This is a genomic window from Parafrankia soli (assembly GCF_001854695.1).
Lineage (GTDB): Bacteria > Actinomycetota > Actinomycetes > Frankiales > Frankiaceae > Parafrankia > Parafrankia soli.
In genome coordinates this window covers 23,353-43,285 of record NZ_MAXA01000003.1, presented here as the reverse complement: position 1 = coordinate 43,285, position 19,933 = coordinate 23,353, and the positions used below count along the sequence as shown (strand labels likewise).

The window sequence follows — 19,933 nt, the reverse complement described above, 5'->3', positions numbered from 1 at the left end:
TGCCGAACGGCGTGGAACTCTGACGTGATTGACGGCGGAGGGGTAGTGGGCCTGTATGGCCGCGGATGGCGGCCGTCACCCTGGAATCGGCGGGGCCCATGGGGATCAGGGCCGCGTTACGGTGGCCAGACCCACACTGTGCGTGCCACCCTGTATCACCACAGTGGCACCGACCAAGCCAAGATCCACAGCCACTCTCCCTTAACTCGAGCCGCCTTCGCGGTAGTATGATGTCACCAATATGAGCGCCGCGGCAACACCCAGCCCAGACCGAAGCGCGGCGACACCGCCTCGCCGGCGCTACGACAGCCCGCGCCGGCGGGAGCTGGCGGCCCAGACGCGCGAGCGGATCGTCGACGCCGGCTCGGCCCTGGTCCACAGCTTCCCCGCGTGGGACTGGCGTGATCTGACGTTCCGTGCGGTCGCCGAGCGGGCCGGCGTCGGTGAACGCACGGTCTACCGGCACTTCCCCACCGAGGCTGATCTCCACGACGCCGTCCTGCGCCGCCTCGAGGACGAGGCGGGTGTGAGCTACGAGGGCCTCGACCTCGATCGCCTCCCCGAGGTCACCGCACGCGCCTTCGCGACGCTGTCGTCCTACGCGGTTCCACGGTGGACCCCCACGAACCCCGCGCAGGCGACGTCGATACCCAAGGACCAGCGCCGCCGCGAGGCGCTTGTCACCGCCGTCGCTCAACACACGGCCGGCTGGCCCGAGGCCCAACGCGTGATGGCCACCGGCATGCTGGACGTCCTGTGGCACATTCCGTCCTACGAGCGGCTGACCACGATGTGGAACCTCGACGGCGATCAGGCGACCCAGGCCATCGCCTGGGCCATCGGCCTGCTGGTGGACGCGATCCACGACGATCACCTTCCCGGCTCCGCCGGCCCGGGCTCCAACCAGGGCTGATCACTTCCGCCAGAAGCGACGGCCTGGGTTTGCTCCCGAACCCTGACCTCGGCCGGGTTCACCGCAACGTCTACATTAGTGACATCGTTCTGCCGCGAAGCGGACCTGCACCGGGAGGATCCCTGTGGATCCGGGCTTGGCGCCCACCACCGCGGTGGCGCACGGACGGCTCCCGGGGCATCGGCCCGACCACGGCCACCCGCTTCATCGTCGACGGAACCAATAGCGGATCCGAGATGCGAGACGTCCCGCCTGCGCGGGCCAGCCGATCCGGTCGACCTGAGTTCTTGAGCACAGGCGCGCCAGAGCAGGACGGATCGACTCGCCCGAAAGCGCACCATCACTCTCGTTCATGACCGTCCAATCCGACCGGTAGCGCCTACCAGGTCGCCCATGAGCGTCTCTGTGGGGACGGCAGCGGCGCCTGATACCCGCGACGGGTCTCGGCGATTCTGGACTTGCGGGTCCAAAAATGGCTGCCTAGCCTCCCCGGACATGGCTCAACGACTCCAGAACAGGACCGCGCTCGTCACCGGTTCCACGAGCAACATCGGCCGGGCCATCGCCGTGGCGTTCGCCGCCGAAGGGGCCCACGTCGTTGTCTCCGGTCGGGACGGCGCCCGTGGCGAGGCCGTCATCTCCACGATCCGGGAGAGCGGCGGCCGGCCGGACTTCGTTCACGCCGACCTCGACGGGACCCCGGCCCGCAGTCGAACGCTGGCCGAGGAGGCGACCCGCCGCCTCGGCGGCCGTCTCGACATTCTCGTCAACAACGCCGGCATCTTCCCCCGAACACCACGCTGACCACCGACGATCGCACCTTCGACCGGGTTTACGCCGTCAACGTCAAGGCTCCGTTCTTCCTCACCCAGGCCGTGGCCCCCGCCATGGTCGCCGCGGGCGAGGGCGTGATCATCAACCTCGGTTCCTGGGCCGCCGAGTTCGGACCGCTGGGTGTGCGCGTCAACGCCGTCTCGCCCGGCGTTATCCGCACCCCTGACCTGGACGCCGCCGTCGAGCATCCGGCCGAGGCCATGATGCGGGGTACTCCCGCCGGCGGCTCCGGTCATCCCGACGCGATCGCGGCCGTCTACCTCGCCTCGGACGACGCGGCGTTCATCCACGGAACGGTCCTCGACGTGGACGGCGGCCGGATGGCGGTAGCCGTCATCGACAGCGCTGCCTGAGCATCGGCGACGCTGACATTTGTCATGGGCGAGCCGTGCGCGCCGCACGGAAACCGATGACACCGTCACCATCGGTGACACGGATGGTGACGGATGCTCGAGGTCATGAACAAGGACGTGGACGAAAAAGCCGGCGTCATCACCGCCGGGAATCTCTGGCGTCGCTACGGTCCGGTGGGGCGGCGCGGCCACGACGCGGTCCGGGGGGTGGCCTTCGTGGTGCCTCGCGGCTGCCTGTTCGCTCTGCTGGGCACCAACGGCGCGGGGAAGACCTCCCTCCTGGAGGTGCTCGAGGGCCTGGCCCGGCCGAGCGCCGGCACCGTCCGGGTACTCGGGCGTGACCCGTTCCGGGACAGGCGCCTGGTGCGGCCCCGGATCGGGATCATGCTCCAGTCCGGGGCTTTCCCCGCCGACCTGACAGTCGCGGAGGCGATCAGGGCGTGGGCCGGCACGCTGACGTCGCCGCGCCCGGTGGACGAGGCACTCGAGCTGGCCGGCATGCGCGATCGGGCGGGGATTCGCGTCCGGCAGCTGTCCGGCGGCGAGCGGCGCCGGCTCGACTTCGCGGCGGCCGTCCTCGGCCGGCCCGAGGTGCTGTTCCTCGACGAGCCGACGACCGGTCTGGATCCGCAGAGCCGCCGGGCGACCTGGGACGGGGTCGAGGGCCTGGTCACGGCGGGAACGACCGTGCCGCTCACCACCCACTATCTCGAGGAGGCCGAGACGCTGGCGGACCAGCTGGCGATCATGCATCGGGGCCGGATCGTGCGGACGGGCACACCGGCCGAGGTCGTCGCGGCGCAACCCGCCCGTATCACGTTCGAGCTCGACGCCGGACTCCCCGTCGAGCTGCCGGAGTTCCCCGGCGCGCGGCTGCACCTGACCGAGGCGTGGTTCGGCGGCCGCAAGGGCAAGGGCAAGGGCGGGAGCGGCGACGGAGGCGGCAGTGACAGCGACGGGAGTGGGAGCGGCGACGGAGGCGGGGGTGGCGGCTGCGGAAGCGGGGTCCTGCTGACCACCGCGGATCTCCAGCGGACCCTCACGATGCTGCTGGCCTGGGGCGACCGGAACGGGGTGCGGTTGCGCAACCTCAATGCCCGGTCGGCGTCGCTCGAGGAGGCGTTTCTCGCCGTGGCCCGTTCCGAGGTCGCTGTGGACGGTTCCGGCGGTTCGCTCCCCGGCGAGGTCGACCAGCCCGGCCGCCAGGCCCGACCGGATGCGGCGGCGGAGCGAGCGGCGTGAGCGGAGCGAGCGAGGGTGCCGCGCCGGCACGCCCGCTCCCGGGGACGAGCGGCTCCGGTGCGGCGCGGCGGGTCAGGTCGCTGGGCCGCGCCGAGATGGTGCTGCTACGCCGGAACGCCGTTGCGCTGCTCATCGCGCTCGGAACACCGGTGAGCCTGATTCCGGTGGTCATGTCGGTCCCGGTCGAGGGCGGCCGATCGGCCCGTGCCGGGGCGGCCGCCCTCACCGCGATCACGGCGGTCGTGCTCCTGGCCGCCGTGTACTACAACCTGGTCACCGCGCTGGTGGCCCGGCGCGAGGACCTGGTGCTCAAACGGTTGCGCGCCGGTGAGGCCGGTGATCTCGAGATCCTGGCCGGGACGGCGGCTCCGGCCGTCGCGGTGGCCTGGGCGCAGATCTTCGTGGCGCTGGCCGCGCTCAGCACCACGGTGACCCGCAGCGTCGAGATGGCCCAGGTGACGACGATGCCGGTGCTGGTCGTGCCGCTCGTCCTGTCCGGGCTACTCGTCCCGCTCGACGCGCTGGCCGCGCCGTGGGAGCTGGCCGCCCGGATGCTGCCGCTGACCCCGGTGGTCGATCTGATGCGACTCGGCCTGACCGGCGCGGCGGGCGACGGCCGCACCGTCGACTTCACCGGCTCGTTCGAAGCGGCGGTGCCGCCGGCCCTGGTACTGGTGGCGTGGGTGGTCGCCGCCGGTTGGGCGGCGCGGCGGTGGTTCCGGTGGGAGCCGCGCCGTTGACCGGTTCGCCCGCCGCCGGCTGTCGGGTGTCCGATGGCCCACCCGGCGGGCGGGGCATGACACCGTGGATTCCATGACCGGGTGGTGGCGCTGGTGGCGCGAGCGCGGCAGCGCCGAGCGCATGGACGCCATCACCCGGTGGCCGCTGTACCTGTTCTCCGCCACCGAGCCGGGGCTGGTGCTGCTGGCGATCAGCTCCCGGCCGGGTGCCTGGGGGCTGGCCGCCGGTGGGCTCCTCGTCGTGTCCGCGCTGCACGCCGTGGCCTGTGTGGTGCTGCTGCGCGCCGGGCTCGCGGCCCATCTGGGCGGGCGGCGGGCGGCGGCCCCGCTGATCGCCGGGGTGGCCGCGGGCGCGGTCGTCCTGGCCGCGATGGGCACCGCCATCCCCGGGTTCGACGCCGATCCCGGCGGCGGTGGCATGTCGGTCACGCTCATCGTGACGATGATCGCCGGTGGCGCGTCGACCGCGGCGGTCACGCCACTGCTGCGGACACCGTCGCTGCTCGCCTGCGTGGTGGTGGGGGCCGCCGGCTGCGCCCTGATCCAGGCCATGGTGGACGCCGTGGCGCCGGCGGCCGACGTGGGCCCCGAAGTCACACCGCTCCAGGCGGCCGGGTACTACGCGTACCCGATTGTGCTGGTGGCGCTGACCTACCGGGTCTCGACCTGGATGCTCGGCGTGGTGTGGGAGATAGACCGGTCCCGGGCGGTTCACACCAGCCTCGCCGTGGCCGAGGAGCGGCTGCGGTTCGCCCGGGACCTGCACGACGTGCTGGGCCGGAACCTGTCGCTGATGGCCGTCCAGAGCGAGCTCGCCGCACGCCTGGCCGAGCACGGAGACGCTGCCGCGGCGGAACGCATGCTGGAGGTTCGCCAGGTCGCCCACGACTCGCTGCGCGAGATGCGCGCGGTTGTCGACGGCTACCGCCGGGCCGACCTGGGCGCGGAGCTCGCCGGCGCCCGGGCGCTGTTGCGCTCGGCGGGGGTGGCCTGTCAGATCACCGGAGGTGTCAGCCGGGAGACCCTCGACCGGGCGTTGCCCCCCTCCGCGCAGACCGCGTTGGGCTGGGTCGTCCGCGAGGCCACCACCAACGTGATCCGGCACAGCGCGGCCACCACCTGCACCGTCGACCTCGATGTGCGCCTCGGGCCCGGGCGCGCACGCACCGCGGTACTGCGGATCACCAACGACGGTGCGCCGCCGGCCGCGCCGGGCACCGCCAGCCAGCACGCCCCGCGACCCGGCGCGGCCCCGAGCCCAGGGCCCAGGGCCCGTCGCGGGGCCTGGGCCCGGGCCCACGGCGGGCAGCGGCCTGGCCGGTCTGGGCGAGCGGCTCGCCGGCCTGGGCGTCGTTCTCAGCGTGGCCCGGGAATCCGGGGGCTGCTTCGTCCTGGAGGTTCGGCTCGCCGTCCCGGACGATGTCTCGGAGGGCCCGGTCACGGCACCGCGACCCGCACCCACCGCGGCCGAGGCGCAGCCGTGATCCGGGTTCTGCTCGCCGACGACGAGAACCTCATCCGCGGCGCGCTGGCGGCACTGCTGGCCATGGAGGACGACATGGCGGTTGTCGCCCAGGCCGCGTCCGGGCCCGAGGCGCTGGCCATGGGGCGGCTGCACCGCCCCGACGTCGCGCTGTTGGACCTGCAGATGCCGGGCATGGACGGCATCGCCGTCACCCAGGCGATGCGTGCCGAGGTCCCCGGGTGCGCCAACGTGATCGTGACCAGCCACGGACGTCCCGGTTATCTCAAGCAGGCGCTCGCGGCGGGGGCGCGCGGCTTCCTTCCGAAGACCGTCTCCGCGCAGGTCCTCGCCGACGTGGTCCGGGCGGTGCACGGCGGCGGCCGCTACGTGGACCCGGAGCTGGCCGCGGAGGCGATCGCGGCCGGAGAGAGCCCGTTGACCTCGCGTGAGGCCGAGGTCCTCGAGCTGGCCGCCGGCGGCGCACCGGTCGAGGAGATCGCGGCCCGGGCCGCTCTGTCGAGGGGCACGGTACGCAATTACCTGTCATCGGCTGCCGCGAAGCTGGGCGCCGTCAACCGGCACGAGGCCGTCCAGCTCGCCCGCGCCCGCGGCTGGATCTGACCCGAGGCATCCCCGGCCGGCCGGGGATGAGCATCGGGGGAGCGGGTGGCCTGCCGCCTACGGGGCCGCAACGGGGCCCGCTCGGCCAGCGGCTATTTCGGCGCCAATCTCCAGGCCAGTCGCTCGACGCGCGCCTAATGGCAAGGATACCGCGACGCAGGTATACGGGCAGCGGGTCCGAGAACGCGCCGGGCGGACGTCCACCGGGCTCGCGCAGTTGCCCCTCGTGCCAATGGCAAAGGCGCCGGGTTCCACGTGATCCCGGTGGCGGATGTCCGCCACCGAAGCAGGACGGCGACGGTCTGTCTGGTGCTGGGCCTGGCATGCGCGAACGCGTGGGCTACGGGAATCACACGCGGACCAGTGCCTGTAGTGTGCTGCCAGTGGTCTCGATATGGCCACGGGTTTCACATCAGATGGGCGGAGATCCTCGCCCTGTATCGATCGCGGAGGTCGTCATGGCGGAAGCGCCTGAGCGGCGGCGTTGGAGTGCGGCCGACGTTCCCGACCTGAACGGCCGGACGGCCGTCGTCACCGGCGCGAACTCCGGAATCGGCTTCGAGGCCGCCAAGCTGCTCGCCGGGCGCGGCGCGACAGTGGTGATGGCCTGCCGTAACCCGGTCAAGGCACAGGACGCCCTGGACACCATCCGGATCGCCGTACCCGAGGCGGACGTCTCAGTACTGCAGATGGATCTCAGCTCGCTCACCTCGGTCCGCAAGGCCGYCGACGCGCTGGTCACGGAGCGCCCCGTCATCGACCTGCTCATCAACAACGCGGGCGTCATGTTACTGCCCCAGGGCAGGACCGAGGACGGCTTCGAACAGCACTTCGGCATCAACCACCTCGGCCACTTCGCCTTTACCGGGCTCGTCCTGGAAGCCGTGACGGCCTCCGACGCCGGCCGCATAGTGACGGTCAGCAGCAACGGGCACCGGATGGGAAAGATCGACTTCGACGACCTCGACCTGGCCCAGAAGTACCGGCCGTTCCGGGCCTACGCCCGGTCGAAACTCGCGAACCTGCTGTTCACCTATGAGCTGCAGCGCCGGCTGACGGCGGCGGGAGGATCGGCACGGTCCGTCGCCGCGCATCCTGGTGGCGCGAACACGGAGGTCGGGGGCAACCCCAGCCCGATCCAGCGGAAACTCAAGAAGGTCGTCGACCACATCCCCAACCCCATCGTCCACTCCGCGTTCAAAGGCTCCCTGCCCCTTCTGCGCGCGGCGGTTGATCCATCGACGAGGGGTGGCGAGTACTACGGGCCGTCCGGGCTGCTGAAGATGACCGGCCACCCGGTCCTGGTCACCTCCAACGCCGCGTCGCGGGACACCGGGACCGCCGAACGTCTGTGGGAACTGTCCGAGCGGCTGACCACGGTGACCTACCCGCTCTGAGTGGCGCCGCGGCACCCACCGGCAGCGGGCGACGGCGCGGCGGGCCCACTTCGCCAGGCTGCGACGTTTTTATACTTGGTATAAATTCGTCGCAGCCTACGGCGAGGAGCTCACATGTCGACTGACAGTGCGGCGTCGGGTACGGCACCCGAGTCGGGAAATCCCATGGAGAACCCTGCGTTCCTGACCGCAGGATCCTTGACCCGCTCTTCTCCCCGCAGCGCATGAAGGAGATGGAAGGGCCGATCACCGAGCTGGCCCGCGGCCTCGTCGATGCGATCGCCACCGAGAGCGAGGTGGACTTCGTCCAGCAGTTCTCGCTGCGGTTCCCGTCGCAGGTCTTCCTCGCCCTGCTGGGGCTTCCGCTCGGCGAGCTCCCCACCTTCCTTGAAATGAAGGACGGCTTCATCCGGCCCGAGTCGATCACCGGGCGGCCCCGAGGCCACGAGGACTCGGTTGCCCTGTTGAAGACGACCGCCGCGTCGATCTACGAGTATTTCGACGCCGTCATCGCCGACCGGCGCTCCACCCCGGGCGAGGACATCGTCAGCCGCTTCCTGCAGACCGAGGTCGAGGGCGCACGCCTCAGCCACGAGGACATCCTCGACATCTGCTTCCTTTTCCTCGTCGCCGGCCTGGACACCGTCTCGGCCTCGCTGGACTGCATGATGCTGCATCTCGCGCTCCACCCCGACCGGCGGCATGCGCTGGTGAACGACCCGACGCTGATTCCGAACGCCGTGGAGGAGCTGCTCCGCTGGGAGCCGCCGGTGATGATGGTGGCGCGATTCGCGACCCAGGACACCGAGATCGCCGGCTGCCCGGTACGCAAGGGCCAGGTGGTGACCGGTCTGCTCGGCGCCGCCAACACCGACGAGCGGGAGATCCCCGAGCCTGAGGCCGTCCGGTTCAACCGCGACGCGAACCGGCACATCGCGTTCGGGCGGGGGCCGCATCGCTGCCTGGGCTCACACCTGGCTCGGCTGGAGCTGCGCATCGCCCTGCGCGAATGGCACGCCCGCATCCCCGACTACCGCGTTCCGGACGGCTTCCAGCCAGCCTTCACGACGACGATCCGCTCGCTTGTCGCACTCCCGCTCCAGCTCGACCCGTCCGCCTGAACCGGCGAGCCTGATCGTTACGACCCCAGCCGCGGGCCCCGCCCGGTCGTCGACCGCGGCGTCCCGCCAGCCGGTCCGGTCGGCGGTCGGCGGTCGGGCATGCTGAGGGAATGCGTGAAGTGAGCATCGACGGCGACGTCATCCGGCTCGGCCAGTTCCTCAAGCTCGCCGACGTCGTCGAGGCGGGTTCGGAGGTCAAGGCGGTGCTGGCCAGCGGGAGCGTCAGCGTCAACGGCGAGGTCGAGACCCGCCGGGGCCGCCAGCTGCGGCCAGGCGACGAGGTGACGCTGCCCGGCGAGCAGCTGCGCGTCGGCTGATCCATCCCCGGCGCGACCTGCCCGGATCGGCTGGCGCGTCCCGTCGATGCCGGCCGCCAGGGCCCCGCGCCGCCGACAGACCCTCGCGGGCAACGGGCTCCACTGCCCGCCTGCGCCCGCCCGCTGCCCGCCGGCTGTCCTGGTCCGCGCCCGTCGGCGGCGCCCGTTCCACCGGAGATCCCGCCGAAATCCACATTCCCGCCATTGGTGACACACGTCACCGATGGCCGGCCCGAATGTGAGCGGCGCAACCCTGCAGTCGCGATCTCGCGACACTTTTCGGCCGCATTGTGTTCCAGGACACGGGCGTCGGTCACATTTTTCACGGTTCCCTGCCGAGTGCGTCCGAGGTCACGTCGATCGGGCCCACAAGAACTCCGTGGTGCATGCACTATTAATTAGGGCGGTTGAGATTCGACCGCCTCATCACCTGCCCCTTCTCTGCACCCGGGAGCCCGCCGTGCTGAACGCCATCCATGCCGCCACTCACTCCAGCGGGTACGAGAAGCCGGCCACCCGTCGCTCGGACAACCCCTGGCACTTCGGTTCCGAGGAGACCTTCCTGTCCCTTGGCGCCACCACCGCGCAGCCGGAGCGGCGGACGGTCCGCACCCGCCTCGACCTGGCCGGCGAGGCTGTCGGGCAGCGGCGTCCCATCCGTCGCCGGGTCCTGCGCTGGGYGCACTCGCACAGCTGATCGAGGCCGTACCCATCGGCACCAGATCACCGCTGTGTGCACCACGGCCCCCTGGCTGTGGGCATGAGGACCGGCGGGAGAAACCATCAGCCGGGCATGTCGATAAACGGCCGGCGATGTAAGAAAGCGCTGGAGGAAGTCCTCCACAGAGGACAGCTGTTCATCCGGGAACTCATCGTGCAGCGTCCGAGAGTTCCCGGCGGCGTGACGCACCGGAACAGCGTTACGTAGGCAACCTACGATCGCCGACATCACCGCTCGTGCCTGAACACCTGGCCGGCTAAGAGACCCGGATACCGACGGGCATCAAGCAGAACAACCGGCCGCGGCTACGACGGCAGTGACGAGGCTGCCGCCCGCGATGGCGGCAGTGGCGTCACGGTGGACAGCGTCAGCTGCGGATCCGCCAGGCCAGGACCGTCACCGCGGGCTGACGCGTCAACCGTGCCGGGCTGGCCGAGCGAGCTCGGGGCGATGCCGGTCGACCCGCTGCCGGCGGCGGGCGAGGAGCACGTCCGCGAGAGCGTCCGCGCGCTCCATGTCGTCGAGGGTCGCCCGTGATCGCCCGTCGACGGTGAGGATGGCGGCGAGCAGTTCGGCGGACAGTCTCGTCCGCGCCGCGACCCGGGCCACGCTCGGCGGCAGGCCGCTCGACGCCCGAGCGGACAGCGGGCGGGAATCATCGGCTACTCGCTGTGACGGAAACTGCTCGCCCGGCGCGACGGAGTCATCCTGGACGGTGCGAGGGCGTGGCCGGACTCCGAGGAGATCGAACATACATTCGATCCTGGCCGCGATAGATCATCCTGTCAAGTGCCGCGGCGCCGATCGGCCCGAATCGGTGCCGGCGCGGACGCTCGCCCCAACGACACGCCCGACACGTCACCCATCACCCACCGTCGGCACCACCTCGATGGCCGCCGACCACGGTTGGCGCAGCGGGCGCGAGGCCGCGGTAGGCCCGCCGCACGGTGGCGCGGCCCGCGTCGGCCAGTTGGCGATGGCACACGCCCGCCATCAGAGAGAACAGGCGGACTCAGGCCGGTTTACGGCGGTCGCTACCATCCTGACCTGTCCAGAGCGATCGCCACTGAAAGCGGGTTCCTGGTGGGCCGGCGGCTCCGCGAGCTGTTTATCCGGTTTACCGCTCACCGGACCCTGCCATCGCTCCCGTTTACCGTTGATAGGGACGTTTGTGTTTCGGGGTAGTTTGACACGACAGTTAGGGCTGGCGGCCACGATCCTCGTGGTCGCCGCGACCAGTTGCTCGGCCGGCGGGGGCGGGTCCAGTGCATCCGGCGCCTGCGGCGCTCCCGGCGTCACGCCTGATCAGGTCGAGATCGGATTCCTCGTCTCCGATTCGGGTGCGGGTAGCGCCGCGTATGCTTCGGCCCGGGCCGGGATCGACGCCAGGATCGGCCTCGCCAATGACGAAGGCGGAATACACGGCCGCCTGATCACCTACGACTGGCGTGACGACCAGAACTCCCCGTCGCAGAACGCTCATGTCACCGATGACCTGCTCCGGAGTAAGCCCGTCTTCGGCCTCGTGGCGGCCACCTCCGCGATCAGTGGTTCGCTGGAAAACCTTTCCCAGCAGGGGATCCCCGTCGTCGGCCTCGGCCGGACGGACTGGGCCAAGTACCAGACGCCGCGGGCGCCGGCGGACACCCCTTGACGAGCCGCCCGGTCCGGTAGGTGACTTCTTCTCCCCGCCGCCGCGCACACCGATACCGAAACCGATTCCCGGCGGTCACCGCGACGTCACCGCGACGGGGAACGTCAGCGCGACAGCCATCGTCGGACGCATTTCGCAACCGCACTGTTCGGCTGTATTTCGCGACCGCAGGACGGCATTTCTCGACCGCCTTGAACGGCAGGGCTCCACCGATTCATCGGCAGCCATCCGGAAACGTGTCCCGCCCGCTTCTCCACCGTTCCTCCCCTCGCAAGGATGTCAGCGTGACATCATCCACTGCTCATTCGGACGCAGACCCGTTCCGGCCCGTCGAGAGCTTCTTCCGGGCCATCAGCACAAAGGATGTCGACGGGCTCAGGACCTGCCTCGACCCGCCTTCGAGATGATCGTCCCGCAACAGCCGGCCCGTGGCTTCCGGGGGCGTGACCAGGAGATCGCCACCCTGAACACCCTGTTCGAGACGCACCCCGGCTCCGCCGTCGAGATCCATCGGACGGCGGTCAACGGGAACGAGGTGCGGACCGAGACGACCACGGCCGCGGCCGCCACGGGGATGGAGATGGCGGCGGTCGTCATCTGGACCGTCGACCCGGCCGGCACCACGATCTCCAGCGGCCGCTACTACTCGGAGGCCGTCCGGCGGGAGGGGCCCGGGGATCACCGTGTTCATCCGCGGTCTCGGCCAGCCCTCGTAGGCGCCCCGGCGGCAGCGCGGCACGCAATTCCCGAGGTCAGACAATCCCGACACGCTTAACCTGATGGAAACCCTGCGCGCGGCTGAATCGGGACATCTGAAACACCGGTCCGGGGCAGCGGCGGCGCCCCGGACACCATCGCGGAACTCCTGGCAGAATTTGCTGGAACCGTTCGCGCACGCGGACTGGAACCGGCGCCACGCGAGTGGCGCCACACGGCGGATCGCCGGGCCGGCGAACCGCCGGTCCGCGCGGCGGGAGGAGGTGGGCGGTGACCGGGGTCGAGCGGGCCGACGCCGCCCGTAATCGCGCGGCGATCCTGGCCGCGGCAGCGGACCTGTTCGACCGTGAGGGGGCCGAGGAGGTGTCGATGAACGACATCGCCGAGGCCGCCGGGGTCGGCAAGGGCACCGTCTTCCGAAGGTTCGGCGACCGCACCACCCTGGTCGAGGCCGTCCTGCAGCCCCGGGCGAACGCGCTGAGCCAGCGCGTCGAGCACGGGCCGGCGCCGCTCGGCCCCGGTGGCAGCCCGACCGAGGCGCTGAGCGCCTACCTCGACGCCCTGCTCGACTTCGTGGTGGCCAACCGGACCCTCATCCGGGCACTCGAGCACCGCGGGCCGAACGCCTACTACTCGAACTCGTCCAGYCGGTACTGGATCGCCGAGCTCGCCCGGCGCCTCGCGGCCGTGCGGCCCGGGGAGGACACCGACTATCTGGCGCACGTCCTGTTCACCGCGCTGCGTGCCGACGTCGTCGACTACCTCGTCGCGGCCCGCCAGATGCCCCTCGATCGCGTCCGCGCCGGTCTCCACAACCTGGCCGGAGTGTGACGGGCTCGCGCCGGGCCTGCTGCTCGCCTGGTTCGACCGCTGGGTGATGGATCTGCCGGACACCCCGTGCCGGACCGCCCGACGTTCGTGAGCTTCGAGGGTCCCGAAGGCACCGGTGCCGGCTGGCGTGAGGTCTCGAACTACGCCCGGCCGCCCACGGCCGCACCGGGACGCTGCTCCTGGGCAAGGACTGCGTCCTCACCGACGCCGGTGACCGCCGGGGAGCCCACCGCCTTCGAGATCGGCATCCGGCCGGTCCACCACCGCTTCGCCGCCGGCCACCGCATCGGTGTCCGGGTCTCCGGCGGCGCCGCCGACGTCCTCACTCCCAACGCGAGCCCGGTCGACGTGACCGTCAGCACCGGCCCTGGAACCTCCACCCTGGTCATCCCTACCGTGCCCGAGTAGGACGGTCTCCGCGGCGGGCGCGCCGGCCGCGGTCGCGGGCGCGCCAGCCGCCGTGACGGGCGTGGTGGCCGCGCCCGCGGCGGTGGCCGGCACCGCCGCGGGTGGGCGCATGGTGGGGGCGGCGTCGGCGTCCCGAACGCGCAGCGCGGCGAGGAGCCCGAGGGCGGCCAGTGCCGCGGCGACGACGAACGCCCACCGGAAGGAGCCGGTGTCGCCGACGACCGACCCGCCGCCGGGCTCTGTGGCGGCGGGTCGCGCCAGGCTGAGCGCGGTGGAGACCAGCGCGACCCCGAGCGCGGAGGCGAGCTGGCGCTGCGCGTTGAACAGCGCGGAGGCATGGCCCGTCCGCTGCGGGGAGATGGTGGCGAAGGCCGCGGTCTGGGCCGGCATCATCACGAAGCCGATACCGAAGCCGACCCCGAACAGCAGCGCGCGCAGCGGCCAGAGGGATCCGGCCGAGTCGAGAAAGCCGAGGGCGAGCATCGAGGCGGCCGCGAAGACCAGGCCGCCGGCCATCAGCCGGCGCGGCCCGATCCTCGGGTAGAGGCGCCCGGCGATCTGGGTGGCGGTCAGCACACCCAGGGCCTCGGGGAAGACGACGAGCCCGGACGTCGTCGCGCTGGCGCCCCGCACCGTCTGCATGAGCAGCGGGACGAGGAACAGCACGCCCATGAACGCCATGAACGCGATCGACAGGGTCAGGCTGACGGTGCGGAACAGGTCGTTGCCGAGTAGCCGCAGGGCCAGCAGCGGCTGGGTGCGGCGCAGCTCCCACCACACGGTGGCCCCGGTCGCCAGGAGCCCGACCCCGGCGGCCGTGAGGGTCCCGGCCGAGCGCCAGCCGTGGTTCGGCCCGACGGACAGCGCGTAGAGGACGAGGGCGAAGCCACTCGCCGAGAGCACGAAGCCCAGCGCGTCGAAGCGGCCGGCACCCGGCACCCGGGAGCCGGTCAGGAACGCCAGGCCGAAGCCGAACGCGGCGATCCCGATCGGCACGTTGACCAGGAACACCCAGTGCCAGGACGCCTGGTCGGTCAGCACCCCGCCGAGGATCGGGCCGGCGGCCGGCGCGACGACGGTGGGCACGATGAGAATCCGGGCCGCCCGGGCCCGTTCCGCCGGTGGGTAGACCCGGTAGAGCATCGCCATGCCCACCGGGGTGAGCAGGCCACCGCCGACGCCCTGCAGCACCCGGAAGACCACCAGCGCGGGGAGGCTGCCGGCAAGCCCGCACAGGGCGGAGGCCGCCGTGAACACGCCCAGCGCGGCGAGGAACACCGGCCGGCTGCCGAACCTGTCCGCGAGCCAGCCCGACGCGGGGATGGAGACGGCCAGGCTGACCAGGTAGGCGATCACGACCTCGTCGATCGACCCGGAGCTCACGCCCAGGTCGGCGGCGATGGAGGGAAGTGCCACGTTGACGATCGTGGTGTCCATGATCGTGATGAACATCGTCGCGACGAAGAGGGTGGCGACGACGACGCGTTGGCTCGGGCGGCGGTCGAGGGGGACGTCCATGCCGACTCCTTCTGTCCCGCCGCGGCCGAGGTGGGACAGGGCTCCGGCGTCGGACGTCACGGGCCGGCATCATCCAGCCCTCATAGTGAGGCAACCTCACTATGAGGGCGTACGGGAGAGTCGTCAACCGAGGCGGCGGGTGGGGCCGCTCACCACCACCCGCCGCCTGAGGGCTCAGTTCCCCTGGCCGTTGGCGCAGAGTCGCTCGCGCACCACCTGGAACGCGTCACCGGCCGGATTGACCTGGACGAACGCGGCGCACTGAAGCGGGGTGGTCGCGTTGGTGCGCAGGTCGGTCGCCTCGATGAGCCCGCCGGCGTCGTAGTCGGTCACGTTCCGCAGCGCGCTGATGAAGCCCTCGCGGGTCGGGCAGTCGCCGGCCAGCTCAAGTCCGCGCAGGAACATGTCCGCGTAGATGTATCCGTACATGGCGAACTTCTCTTCGGGCTGGACGGCCTGCGGCGCGAAACGGGTCATCGCGTCGCGGTAGCGGTCGATGGCCGGCCCGCCCGCCTCGAACGGGTGGAAATAGACCGGGAAGGAGACCCCGCGCAGCGCCGGCCCCGTCGAGGCGAGCACGCCGCGGTCGTACCCGCTGGTCGAGACGGTCGAAGTGAGAGCCAGGTTCGCCTGGCGGGTGGCCTGCACGATGGCGGCCAGGTCGTCCACGGTGGTGAAGCCCATGAGCGCGTTCGCGCCGCTGCCGGCGATCTGCTGGGCCACCCGCGCCGGGCTGTCGACGCTGGCCGCGAAGGGAATCAGCGGGGCCACCTGCAGACCGACGGACTCGAACGCGCTGCGGTACCGCCCGGCGACCTCCTCGGTGAACGCCGACCCCCCGGTGCTCACCATGGCGACCTTCGTTCCGCCGTTGGCCTGGAAGTACCGGCCGATCGTCTCCGGCGCCGCGTCGTACAGGTGCGCGAAGACATTCGGGTACTTGGCGTAGGAGGGCTGGGTGAGACCGACGTACGGAACTCCCTCTTTTTCGAGGCTGTCGAGGGAGCCGCCGATCGCGGAGGTCACTCCCACCAGGCCGAAGGTGGAGCTGCTGAGATCCTGGGTCACCCGCACGTTCGTGGACGAGGAGGCCGCGTCGTCCCGCCAGTCGTAGGTGACGCGGCGGCCGTTGACCCCTCCCGTCTCGTTGGCCAGCCCGATCCTGGCGTCAACTCCCAGGCGGGCCGACGAGAGCGCCTCGCTGCCCGTGCCCGTGTCGGAGAAGATGAAGCCGAACTTGACCTGGTCGGCCGTGACTCCGGGGCTGTCGCAGGGGCCGTTCGCCCCGGCTCCTGCTCCCGATGTCGAGCACCCTGTCAGGGCACCCACGACGATCGCGGCTACCAGGGATAACGGTCCTACCACTCCAGCCTTACGCATACAGGTCCCCCTATGAGCGCGTGGACGAACGCACGCGGCGATGTCGTGCGCCGTGGAGGCCTTCCTCACTGGACCGCCCACGGCACCCAACCCTCGTGCCTAAGCATTTCATTAGCGAAGTTTGAGGATCGTAGCCGCTACCCCCAGGACGCCAAATATGGACCCTGACCTGCGCAGACATCGTCACGCAAAGCACAGTTCGCAGCCCTGGGCCGGCGTCGGCGCGACGTGCGCACAAGATGATTCCGGCCGTGTCGAACCATCCCCAATCAGTCCGAAACGGTCGGAAACAATCAGGGTCACAAGGCGTCGATCTCGCGCCTGGTCACGGGACGACTACCGGTCACCTGACACCGCCGTCCGTCTGGCCTGCCCGGGTCTCGTGACGCGACTCGGGCCGACCGCGGTTCAGGGAACCTGTCAGCGGCCGGAGCCCGCCGTCGCGGCCTGCTCCCAGATCTGGCGGGACACCGCCTGCGGATCGGCCGCGAGGCGGGACGGCACGTCCCAGATGCGGGTGATCGCCTTGCCCGCCCGGTAGACCGGCCATCCGGGGTCGCCGGTCGCGGCGAACGAGATCCAGGCCGAGCGCATCTGCTCCGACAGGTCGACGACCCCGGCCGGGACGGGATTGCCGAGCAGCATCGACGACATCGTCCCGACGAAGTTGCCGAACGTGAGTGGGGTGTCGATGCCGTGGCAGGCGCCGAGCGCGCCCGCGAAGGCGGGGCTCTGCCAGGCGAACTCGTAGCAGTAGGCACGGCCGGGATGGTTGCCGACGCACCACAGCGAGGGCATCCGGAAGGCGCCGTCGGAGAGGATCATCGCGTTCAGGTCGGCATCGGACAGATCCGGGTGGGCCGCCCGGTAGGCACCGGCCGCCGAGGGCGGCAGGCCGACCGTCACCGCGGTCGCCGCCGGATCGGCGTCCGCCACGCCCGCCGCGATGGCGAACAGCCGGTACTCGTCACGGGTGGAGCCGGCCACGAGATCGACCTCGCCGCGCAGCCGCCGCCACGGCAGAGCGGGGACGAGCTCCCCACCCAGGATCGGCCCGTACGGCGTGATCTGGCCTTCCTCATGCTGAACCGCGTGGATGGCCTCGGGGCGCACGGCTGCCAGGTCGCTGGCGGTGGCGCGCACCCCGAGGGCCGCGGCGATGCGCTCGGAGGTCGCCCGGGCGTGCTCCGGGGTGAGGAAGCCACCGGCGACGCTCTGGGCGATCGCGCGGTTGAACAGCCCCCGCCCCTCGTCCGCCGCCACCAGCACGGCCACCGAGGTACCGCCCGCGGACTGGCCCATGATCGTCACATTGCCAGGGTCGCCGCCGAACTGCGCGATGTTGTCCCGCACCCAGTGCAGCGCGGCCAGCTGGTCGAGCAGGCCGCGGTTGAGCGGCGCGTCGGGCAGCCAGCCGAACCCCTCGAAGCCGACCCGGTAGTTCACGGTCACCACGACCGCTCCCCCGCGGGCGAGCGTCGCGCCGTCGTACTCGGGCTGGCTGGCGGAGCCGATCAGGAACGCGCCGCCGTAGAACCACACCAGCACCGGAAGACCACGCCCGGTGGGATCGGGCGTCCACACGTTCACGCTCAGGCAGTCGGTGCCGTCACCGGGATGCCACAGCGACTCCAACCCTCCCATCCACGAGGTCTGCGGCGGGCTGGGGCTGAACCTGGTGGCGTCCAGGGTGCCCGTCCACCGCTCGGGTAAGCGGGGGGCGGCGAAGCGGGCGGGGCCGTCCAGCGGGGCGGCGTAGGGGATCCCGCTGAATACCGCGATGCCGTCGAGATAGTCGCCCCGGACGTGACCGGCCGCCAGGTGCCTTACAAGGTTCACGTGAAGCCCCCCAGGACGTAGCAGGTGCTCCCGGGAGGTGGCTGTTCCACCCGGGACATCGGAAGTCTCGCGCGTGACCTGCACCTTTGCGCCCATTGCCCTGGTGTCAGCGCAATCGGCCAGCACCAAATATGGGCAAACAGCATGAAAAGCTCAGCCGACAGCAGAGATGACAACCCCTCCGCGCGAGGTGTGACCAAGAACCCACCGGTCGTACACGGACATCACGTCGATGTGCGTGATACATATAGTTGTACTGTACAGCTAATCTTGGGGTGCACATGGACGCCAGCGAAGTCTCGAACGGAGCGAGTCCGGGCCCCGGCCCGGACTCCGGAGCCGGGACGGACGCTCCGTCACGAGCCAGCGCCATCGTCGCCGTCCTGGCCGCGGTCGGCGTCCTGGTCTCGCTCATGCAGACGCTGATGGTGCCGCTGATCCCGGTACTGCCGAAGCTCCTGCACTCCAACGCGAGCGACGCGTCCTGGGCCATCACGGCGACCCTGCTCACCGGAGCCGTCGCGAACCCGGTCTTCGGCCGGCTCGGCGACCTGTTCGGCAAGCGGCGGATGCTCCTGCTCTCCGGCTACATCCTCGTGGCGGGCTCGCTGGTCTGTGCCCTGACCGACTCCCTGGTGCCGATCGTGGCGGGCCGGGCCCTGCAGGGCCTCGGTCTGGCGATCATCCCGCTGGGCATCAGCATCATGCGTGACCTTCTCCCACCGAAGCGGCTGATCCCGGCCATGGCCCTGATGAGCTCGTCGCTCGGCATCGGCGGCGCGCTGGGACTGCCGATCGCGGCGATCGTCGCGCAGAACCTCGACTGGCATGTGCTGTTCTGGGGTTCGGCCATCGCCACCCTGATCCTCATGGCGCTGGTCACGGTCGTGGTTCCCGAGTCCCCCGTCCGGGGTTCCGGCAGCTTCGACCTGCCCGGAGCGGTGGCCCTCTCCGCGGGCCTCGTCGCGCTGCTGCTCGCCGTGTCGAAGGGGAGCACCTGGGGCTGGTCCAGCGCCACCACCCTGGGGCTGTTCGGAGCCGCGGTCGCCGTCCTGCTGGCCTGGGGCCGGTGGGAGACGCGCACGAAGGCCCCGCTGGTCGACCTGCGCACCTCGGCCCGGCGCCCGGTGCTCCTGACGAACCTGTCCTCCACCGTGCTGGGCTTCGCGATGTACGCGATGTCGCTGATCTGCCCGCAGATCATGCAGCTACCCAGGGCCACCGGGCACGGCCTCGGCCAGTCACTGCTCGCCACCGGCCTGTGGATGGCGCCGGCGGGGCTGATGATGATGGTCGTCTCGCCCTTCGCCGGACGCCTGATCACCGCCCGCGGGCCGAAGGCCGCCCTCCTCTCCGGCACAGCTGTGATGACCGTCGGATACGTCGCCGCGCTCGGGCTGATGGGCAGCCCCGTGGGCGTCCTGGTCATCGCCTGTTCGATCAGCGGCGGCGTGGGGCTCGCCTACGCGGCGATGCCAACCCTGATCATGGCCTCGGTGCCCGCTTCCGAGGGCGCCGCCGCCAACGGCCTCAACACCCTGATGCGCTCCATCGGGACGTCGACGGCCAGTGCCGTGATCGGCGTCGTGCTGGCGAACATGACCATCTCCTTCGGGACGACGCAGGTCCCGTCACTGACCGGCCTGCGCGTCGGCTTCCTGATCGGCGCCGGCGCCGCACTGGTGGCCTTCCTGGTAGCCCTCGCCATCCCGGCCCGCAAGTCGGCCGCACCCACCTCCGTCGTTCCCGACCAGCGCAGCCCGCACGACCGGCCGACCGGGGCCGCTGGGGCCGCCGCCGGTTCCGTGGCGGAGGGCACCGCGGGCGCCGCAGCGACGGACGCGGTCGAGGCAAGGGCCTGA

At 71.1% G+C, this 19,933-nt stretch carries 18 protein-coding genes and 1 pseudogene; 15 read left to right on the top strand and 4 right to left on the bottom strand.

Annotation, left to right across the window (positions count from 1 at the left end):
* Nucleotides 1-241: 241 nt before the first annotated feature.
* From BBK14_RS02265 to BBK14_RS02225, 10 genes are all read left to right on the top strand, one after another.
* Complete coding sequence (locus BBK14_RS02265) at nucleotides 242-913, top strand: TetR/AcrR family transcriptional regulator (protein WP_071059572.1); 672 nt, start codon at nucleotides 242-244, stop codon at nucleotides 911-913.
* A gap of 495 nt (nucleotides 914-1,408) precedes the next feature.
* Nucleotides 1,409-1,717 (top strand): SDR family NAD(P)-dependent oxidoreductase, encoded by a 309-nt coding sequence (locus BBK14_RS42640; RefSeq protein WP_275078432.1) that lies wholly within the window; start codon nucleotides 1,409-1,411, stop codon nucleotides 1,715-1,717.
* Nucleotides 1,714-2,100: an SDR family NAD(P)-dependent oxidoreductase gene (locus tag BBK14_RS42635; protein WP_275078431.1), complete on the top strand. Its 387-nt coding sequence runs from the start codon at nucleotides 1,714-1,716 to the stop codon at nucleotides 2,098-2,100. Before BBK14_RS42640 ends, BBK14_RS42635 begins: the two co-directional genes overlap by 4 nt.
* A 93-nt stretch (nucleotides 2,101-2,193) precedes the next feature.
* Complete coding sequence (locus BBK14_RS02255) at nucleotides 2,194-3,342, top strand: ABC transporter ATP-binding protein (RefSeq protein ID WP_083390650.1); 1,149 nt, start codon at nucleotides 2,194-2,196, stop codon at nucleotides 3,340-3,342.
* On the top strand, nucleotides 3,339-4,082 hold the full coding sequence (locus BBK14_RS02250) for an ABC transporter permease (RefSeq protein WP_071059571.1): 744 nt from the start codon (nucleotides 3,339-3,341) through the stop codon (nucleotides 4,080-4,082). The genes BBK14_RS02255 and BBK14_RS02250 overlap by 4 nt, the downstream gene beginning before the upstream one ends.
* Before the next feature lie 73 nt (nucleotides 4,083-4,155).
* Complete coding sequence (locus tag BBK14_RS42630) at nucleotides 4,156-6,168, top strand: helix-turn-helix transcriptional regulator (protein ID WP_083390649.1); 2,013 nt, start codon at nucleotides 4,156-4,158, stop codon at nucleotides 6,166-6,168.
* Between the two features lie 458 nt (nucleotides 6,169-6,626).
* The gene (locus tag BBK14_RS02240; protein ID WP_071059570.1) at nucleotides 6,627-7,565 is read left to right on the top strand and encodes an oxidoreductase; all 939 of its coding nucleotides are present in this window, start codon (nucleotides 6,627-6,629) and stop codon (nucleotides 7,563-7,565) included.
* A 233-nt stretch (nucleotides 7,566-7,798) separates the two neighbouring features.
* Entirely contained in the window at nucleotides 7,799-8,686 is an 888-nt protein-coding gene (locus BBK14_RS02235; protein ID WP_241831050.1) for a cytochrome P450, read from the top strand.
* A gap of 110 nt (nucleotides 8,687-8,796) precedes the next feature.
* Nucleotides 8,797-9,003, top strand: a complete 207-nt coding sequence (locus BBK14_RS02230) for an RNA-binding S4 domain-containing protein (RefSeq protein ID WP_198541142.1) — start codon at nucleotides 8,797-8,799, stop codon at nucleotides 9,001-9,003.
* 460 nt (nucleotides 9,004-9,463) lie between these two features.
* A complete protein-coding gene (locus BBK14_RS02225) occupies nucleotides 9,464-9,700 on the top strand; it encodes a hypothetical protein (RefSeq protein WP_071059568.1) in 237 nt (78 codons plus the stop codon).
* Between the two features lie 438 nt (nucleotides 9,701-10,138).
* Here BBK14_RS02225 and BBK14_RS02220 read toward each other — a convergent pair whose 3' ends face one another.
* Nucleotides 10,139-10,477 (bottom strand): hypothetical protein, encoded by a 339-nt coding sequence (locus BBK14_RS02220; protein WP_020464221.1) that lies wholly within the window; start codon nucleotides 10,475-10,477, stop codon nucleotides 10,139-10,141.
* 433 nt (nucleotides 10,478-10,910) lie between these two features.
* Between BBK14_RS02220 and BBK14_RS34385 the strand changes: the two genes are divergently transcribed.
* From BBK14_RS34385 to BBK14_RS41875, 4 genes and pseudogenes are all read left to right on the top strand, one after another.
* Entirely contained in the window at nucleotides 10,911-11,378 is a 468-nt protein-coding gene (locus BBK14_RS34385) for an ABC transporter substrate-binding protein (RefSeq protein WP_241831049.1), read from the top strand.
* Nucleotides 11,379-11,781: 403 nt separating this feature from the next.
* Nucleotides 11,782-12,153, top strand: a complete 372-nt coding sequence (locus BBK14_RS02210) for a nuclear transport factor 2 family protein (RefSeq protein ID WP_071059566.1) — start codon at nucleotides 11,782-11,784, stop codon at nucleotides 12,151-12,153.
* 212 nt (nucleotides 12,154-12,365) lie between these two features.
* Nucleotides 12,366-12,926, top strand: coding sequence for a TetR/AcrR family transcriptional regulator (locus BBK14_RS02205; RefSeq protein WP_071059565.1), 561 nt, complete (start codon nucleotides 12,366-12,368; stop codon nucleotides 12,924-12,926).
* Between the two features lie 66 nt (nucleotides 12,927-12,992).
* Nucleotides 12,993-13,223 (top strand): annotated as a pseudogene (locus BBK14_RS41875) (CocE/NonD family hydrolase C-terminal non-catalytic domain-containing protein); the annotation flags it as partial.
* Here the strand turns inward: BBK14_RS41875 and BBK14_RS02200 are convergent.
* The 3 genes from BBK14_RS02200 to BBK14_RS02190 form a co-directional block, all read right to left on the bottom strand.
* Entirely contained in the window at nucleotides 13,125-14,852 is a 1,728-nt protein-coding gene (locus BBK14_RS02200; RefSeq protein WP_071059564.1) for an MDR family MFS transporter, read from the bottom strand. The pseudogene BBK14_RS41875 and the gene BBK14_RS02200 overlap by 99 nt on opposite strands.
* 174 nt (nucleotides 14,853-15,026) lie before the next feature.
* Complete coding sequence (locus BBK14_RS02195) at nucleotides 15,027-16,232, bottom strand: ABC transporter substrate-binding protein (RefSeq protein ID WP_071059563.1); 1,206 nt, start codon at nucleotides 16,230-16,232, stop codon at nucleotides 15,027-15,029.
* A 420-nt stretch (nucleotides 16,233-16,652) separates the two neighbouring features.
* On the bottom strand, nucleotides 16,653-18,071 hold the full coding sequence (locus tag BBK14_RS02190) for a carboxylesterase/lipase family protein (RefSeq protein WP_071059562.1): 1,419 nt from the start codon (nucleotides 18,069-18,071) through the stop codon (nucleotides 16,653-16,655).
* Nucleotides 18,072-18,352: 281 nt separating this feature from the next.
* Here BBK14_RS02190 and BBK14_RS02185 point away from each other — a divergent pair, with 281 nt between their 5' ends.
* Nucleotides 18,353-19,933 carry an MFS transporter gene (locus BBK14_RS02185; protein WP_071059561.1) on the top strand — a complete coding sequence of 527 codons (1,581 nt, stop codon included), beginning with the start codon at nucleotides 18,353-18,355 and terminating at the stop codon, nucleotides 19,931-19,933.

Excerpts from the sequence above, each read along its gene's own strand:
- BBK14_RS02265 (WP_071059572.1), top strand. The coding sequence starts at position 242 with ATGAGCGCCGCGGCAACACCCAGCCCAGACCGAAGCGCGGCGACACCG.
- BBK14_RS42640 (WP_275078432.1), top strand. The coding sequence starts at position 1,409 with ATGGCTCAACGACTCCAGAACAGGACCGCGCTCGTCACCGGTTCCACG.
- BBK14_RS02255 (WP_083390650.1), top strand. The coding sequence starts at position 2,194 with ATGCTCGAGGTCATGAACAAGGACGTGGACGAAAAAGCCGGCGTCATC.
- BBK14_RS42630 (WP_083390649.1), top strand. The coding sequence starts at position 4,156 with ATGACCGGGTGGTGGCGCTGGTGGCGCGAGCGCGGCAGCGCCGAGCGC.
- BBK14_RS02235 (WP_241831050.1), top strand. The coding sequence starts at position 7,799 with ATGGAAGGGCCGATCACCGAGCTGGCCCGCGGCCTCGTCGATGCGATC.
- BBK14_RS02230 (WP_198541142.1), top strand. The coding sequence starts at position 8,797 with ATGCGTGAAGTGAGCATCGACGGCGACGTCATCCGGCTCGGCCAGTTC.
- BBK14_RS02220 (WP_020464221.1), bottom strand. The coding sequence starts at position 10,477 with ATGTTCGATCTCCTCGGAGTCCGGCCACGCCCTCGCACCGTCCAGGAT.
- BBK14_RS02210 (WP_071059566.1), top strand. The coding sequence starts at position 11,782 with ATGATCGTCCCGCAACAGCCGGCCCGTGGCTTCCGGGGGCGTGACCAG.
- BBK14_RS02200 (WP_071059564.1), bottom strand. The coding sequence starts at position 14,852 with ATGGACGTCCCCCTCGACCGCCGCCCGAGCCAACGCGTCGTCGTCGCC.
- BBK14_RS02195 (WP_071059563.1), bottom strand. The coding sequence starts at position 16,232 with ATGCGTAAGGCTGGAGTGGTAGGACCGTTATCCCTGGTAGCCGCGATC.
- BBK14_RS02185 (WP_071059561.1), top strand. The coding sequence starts at position 18,353 with ATGGACGCCAGCGAAGTCTCGAACGGAGCGAGTCCGGGCCCCGGCCCG.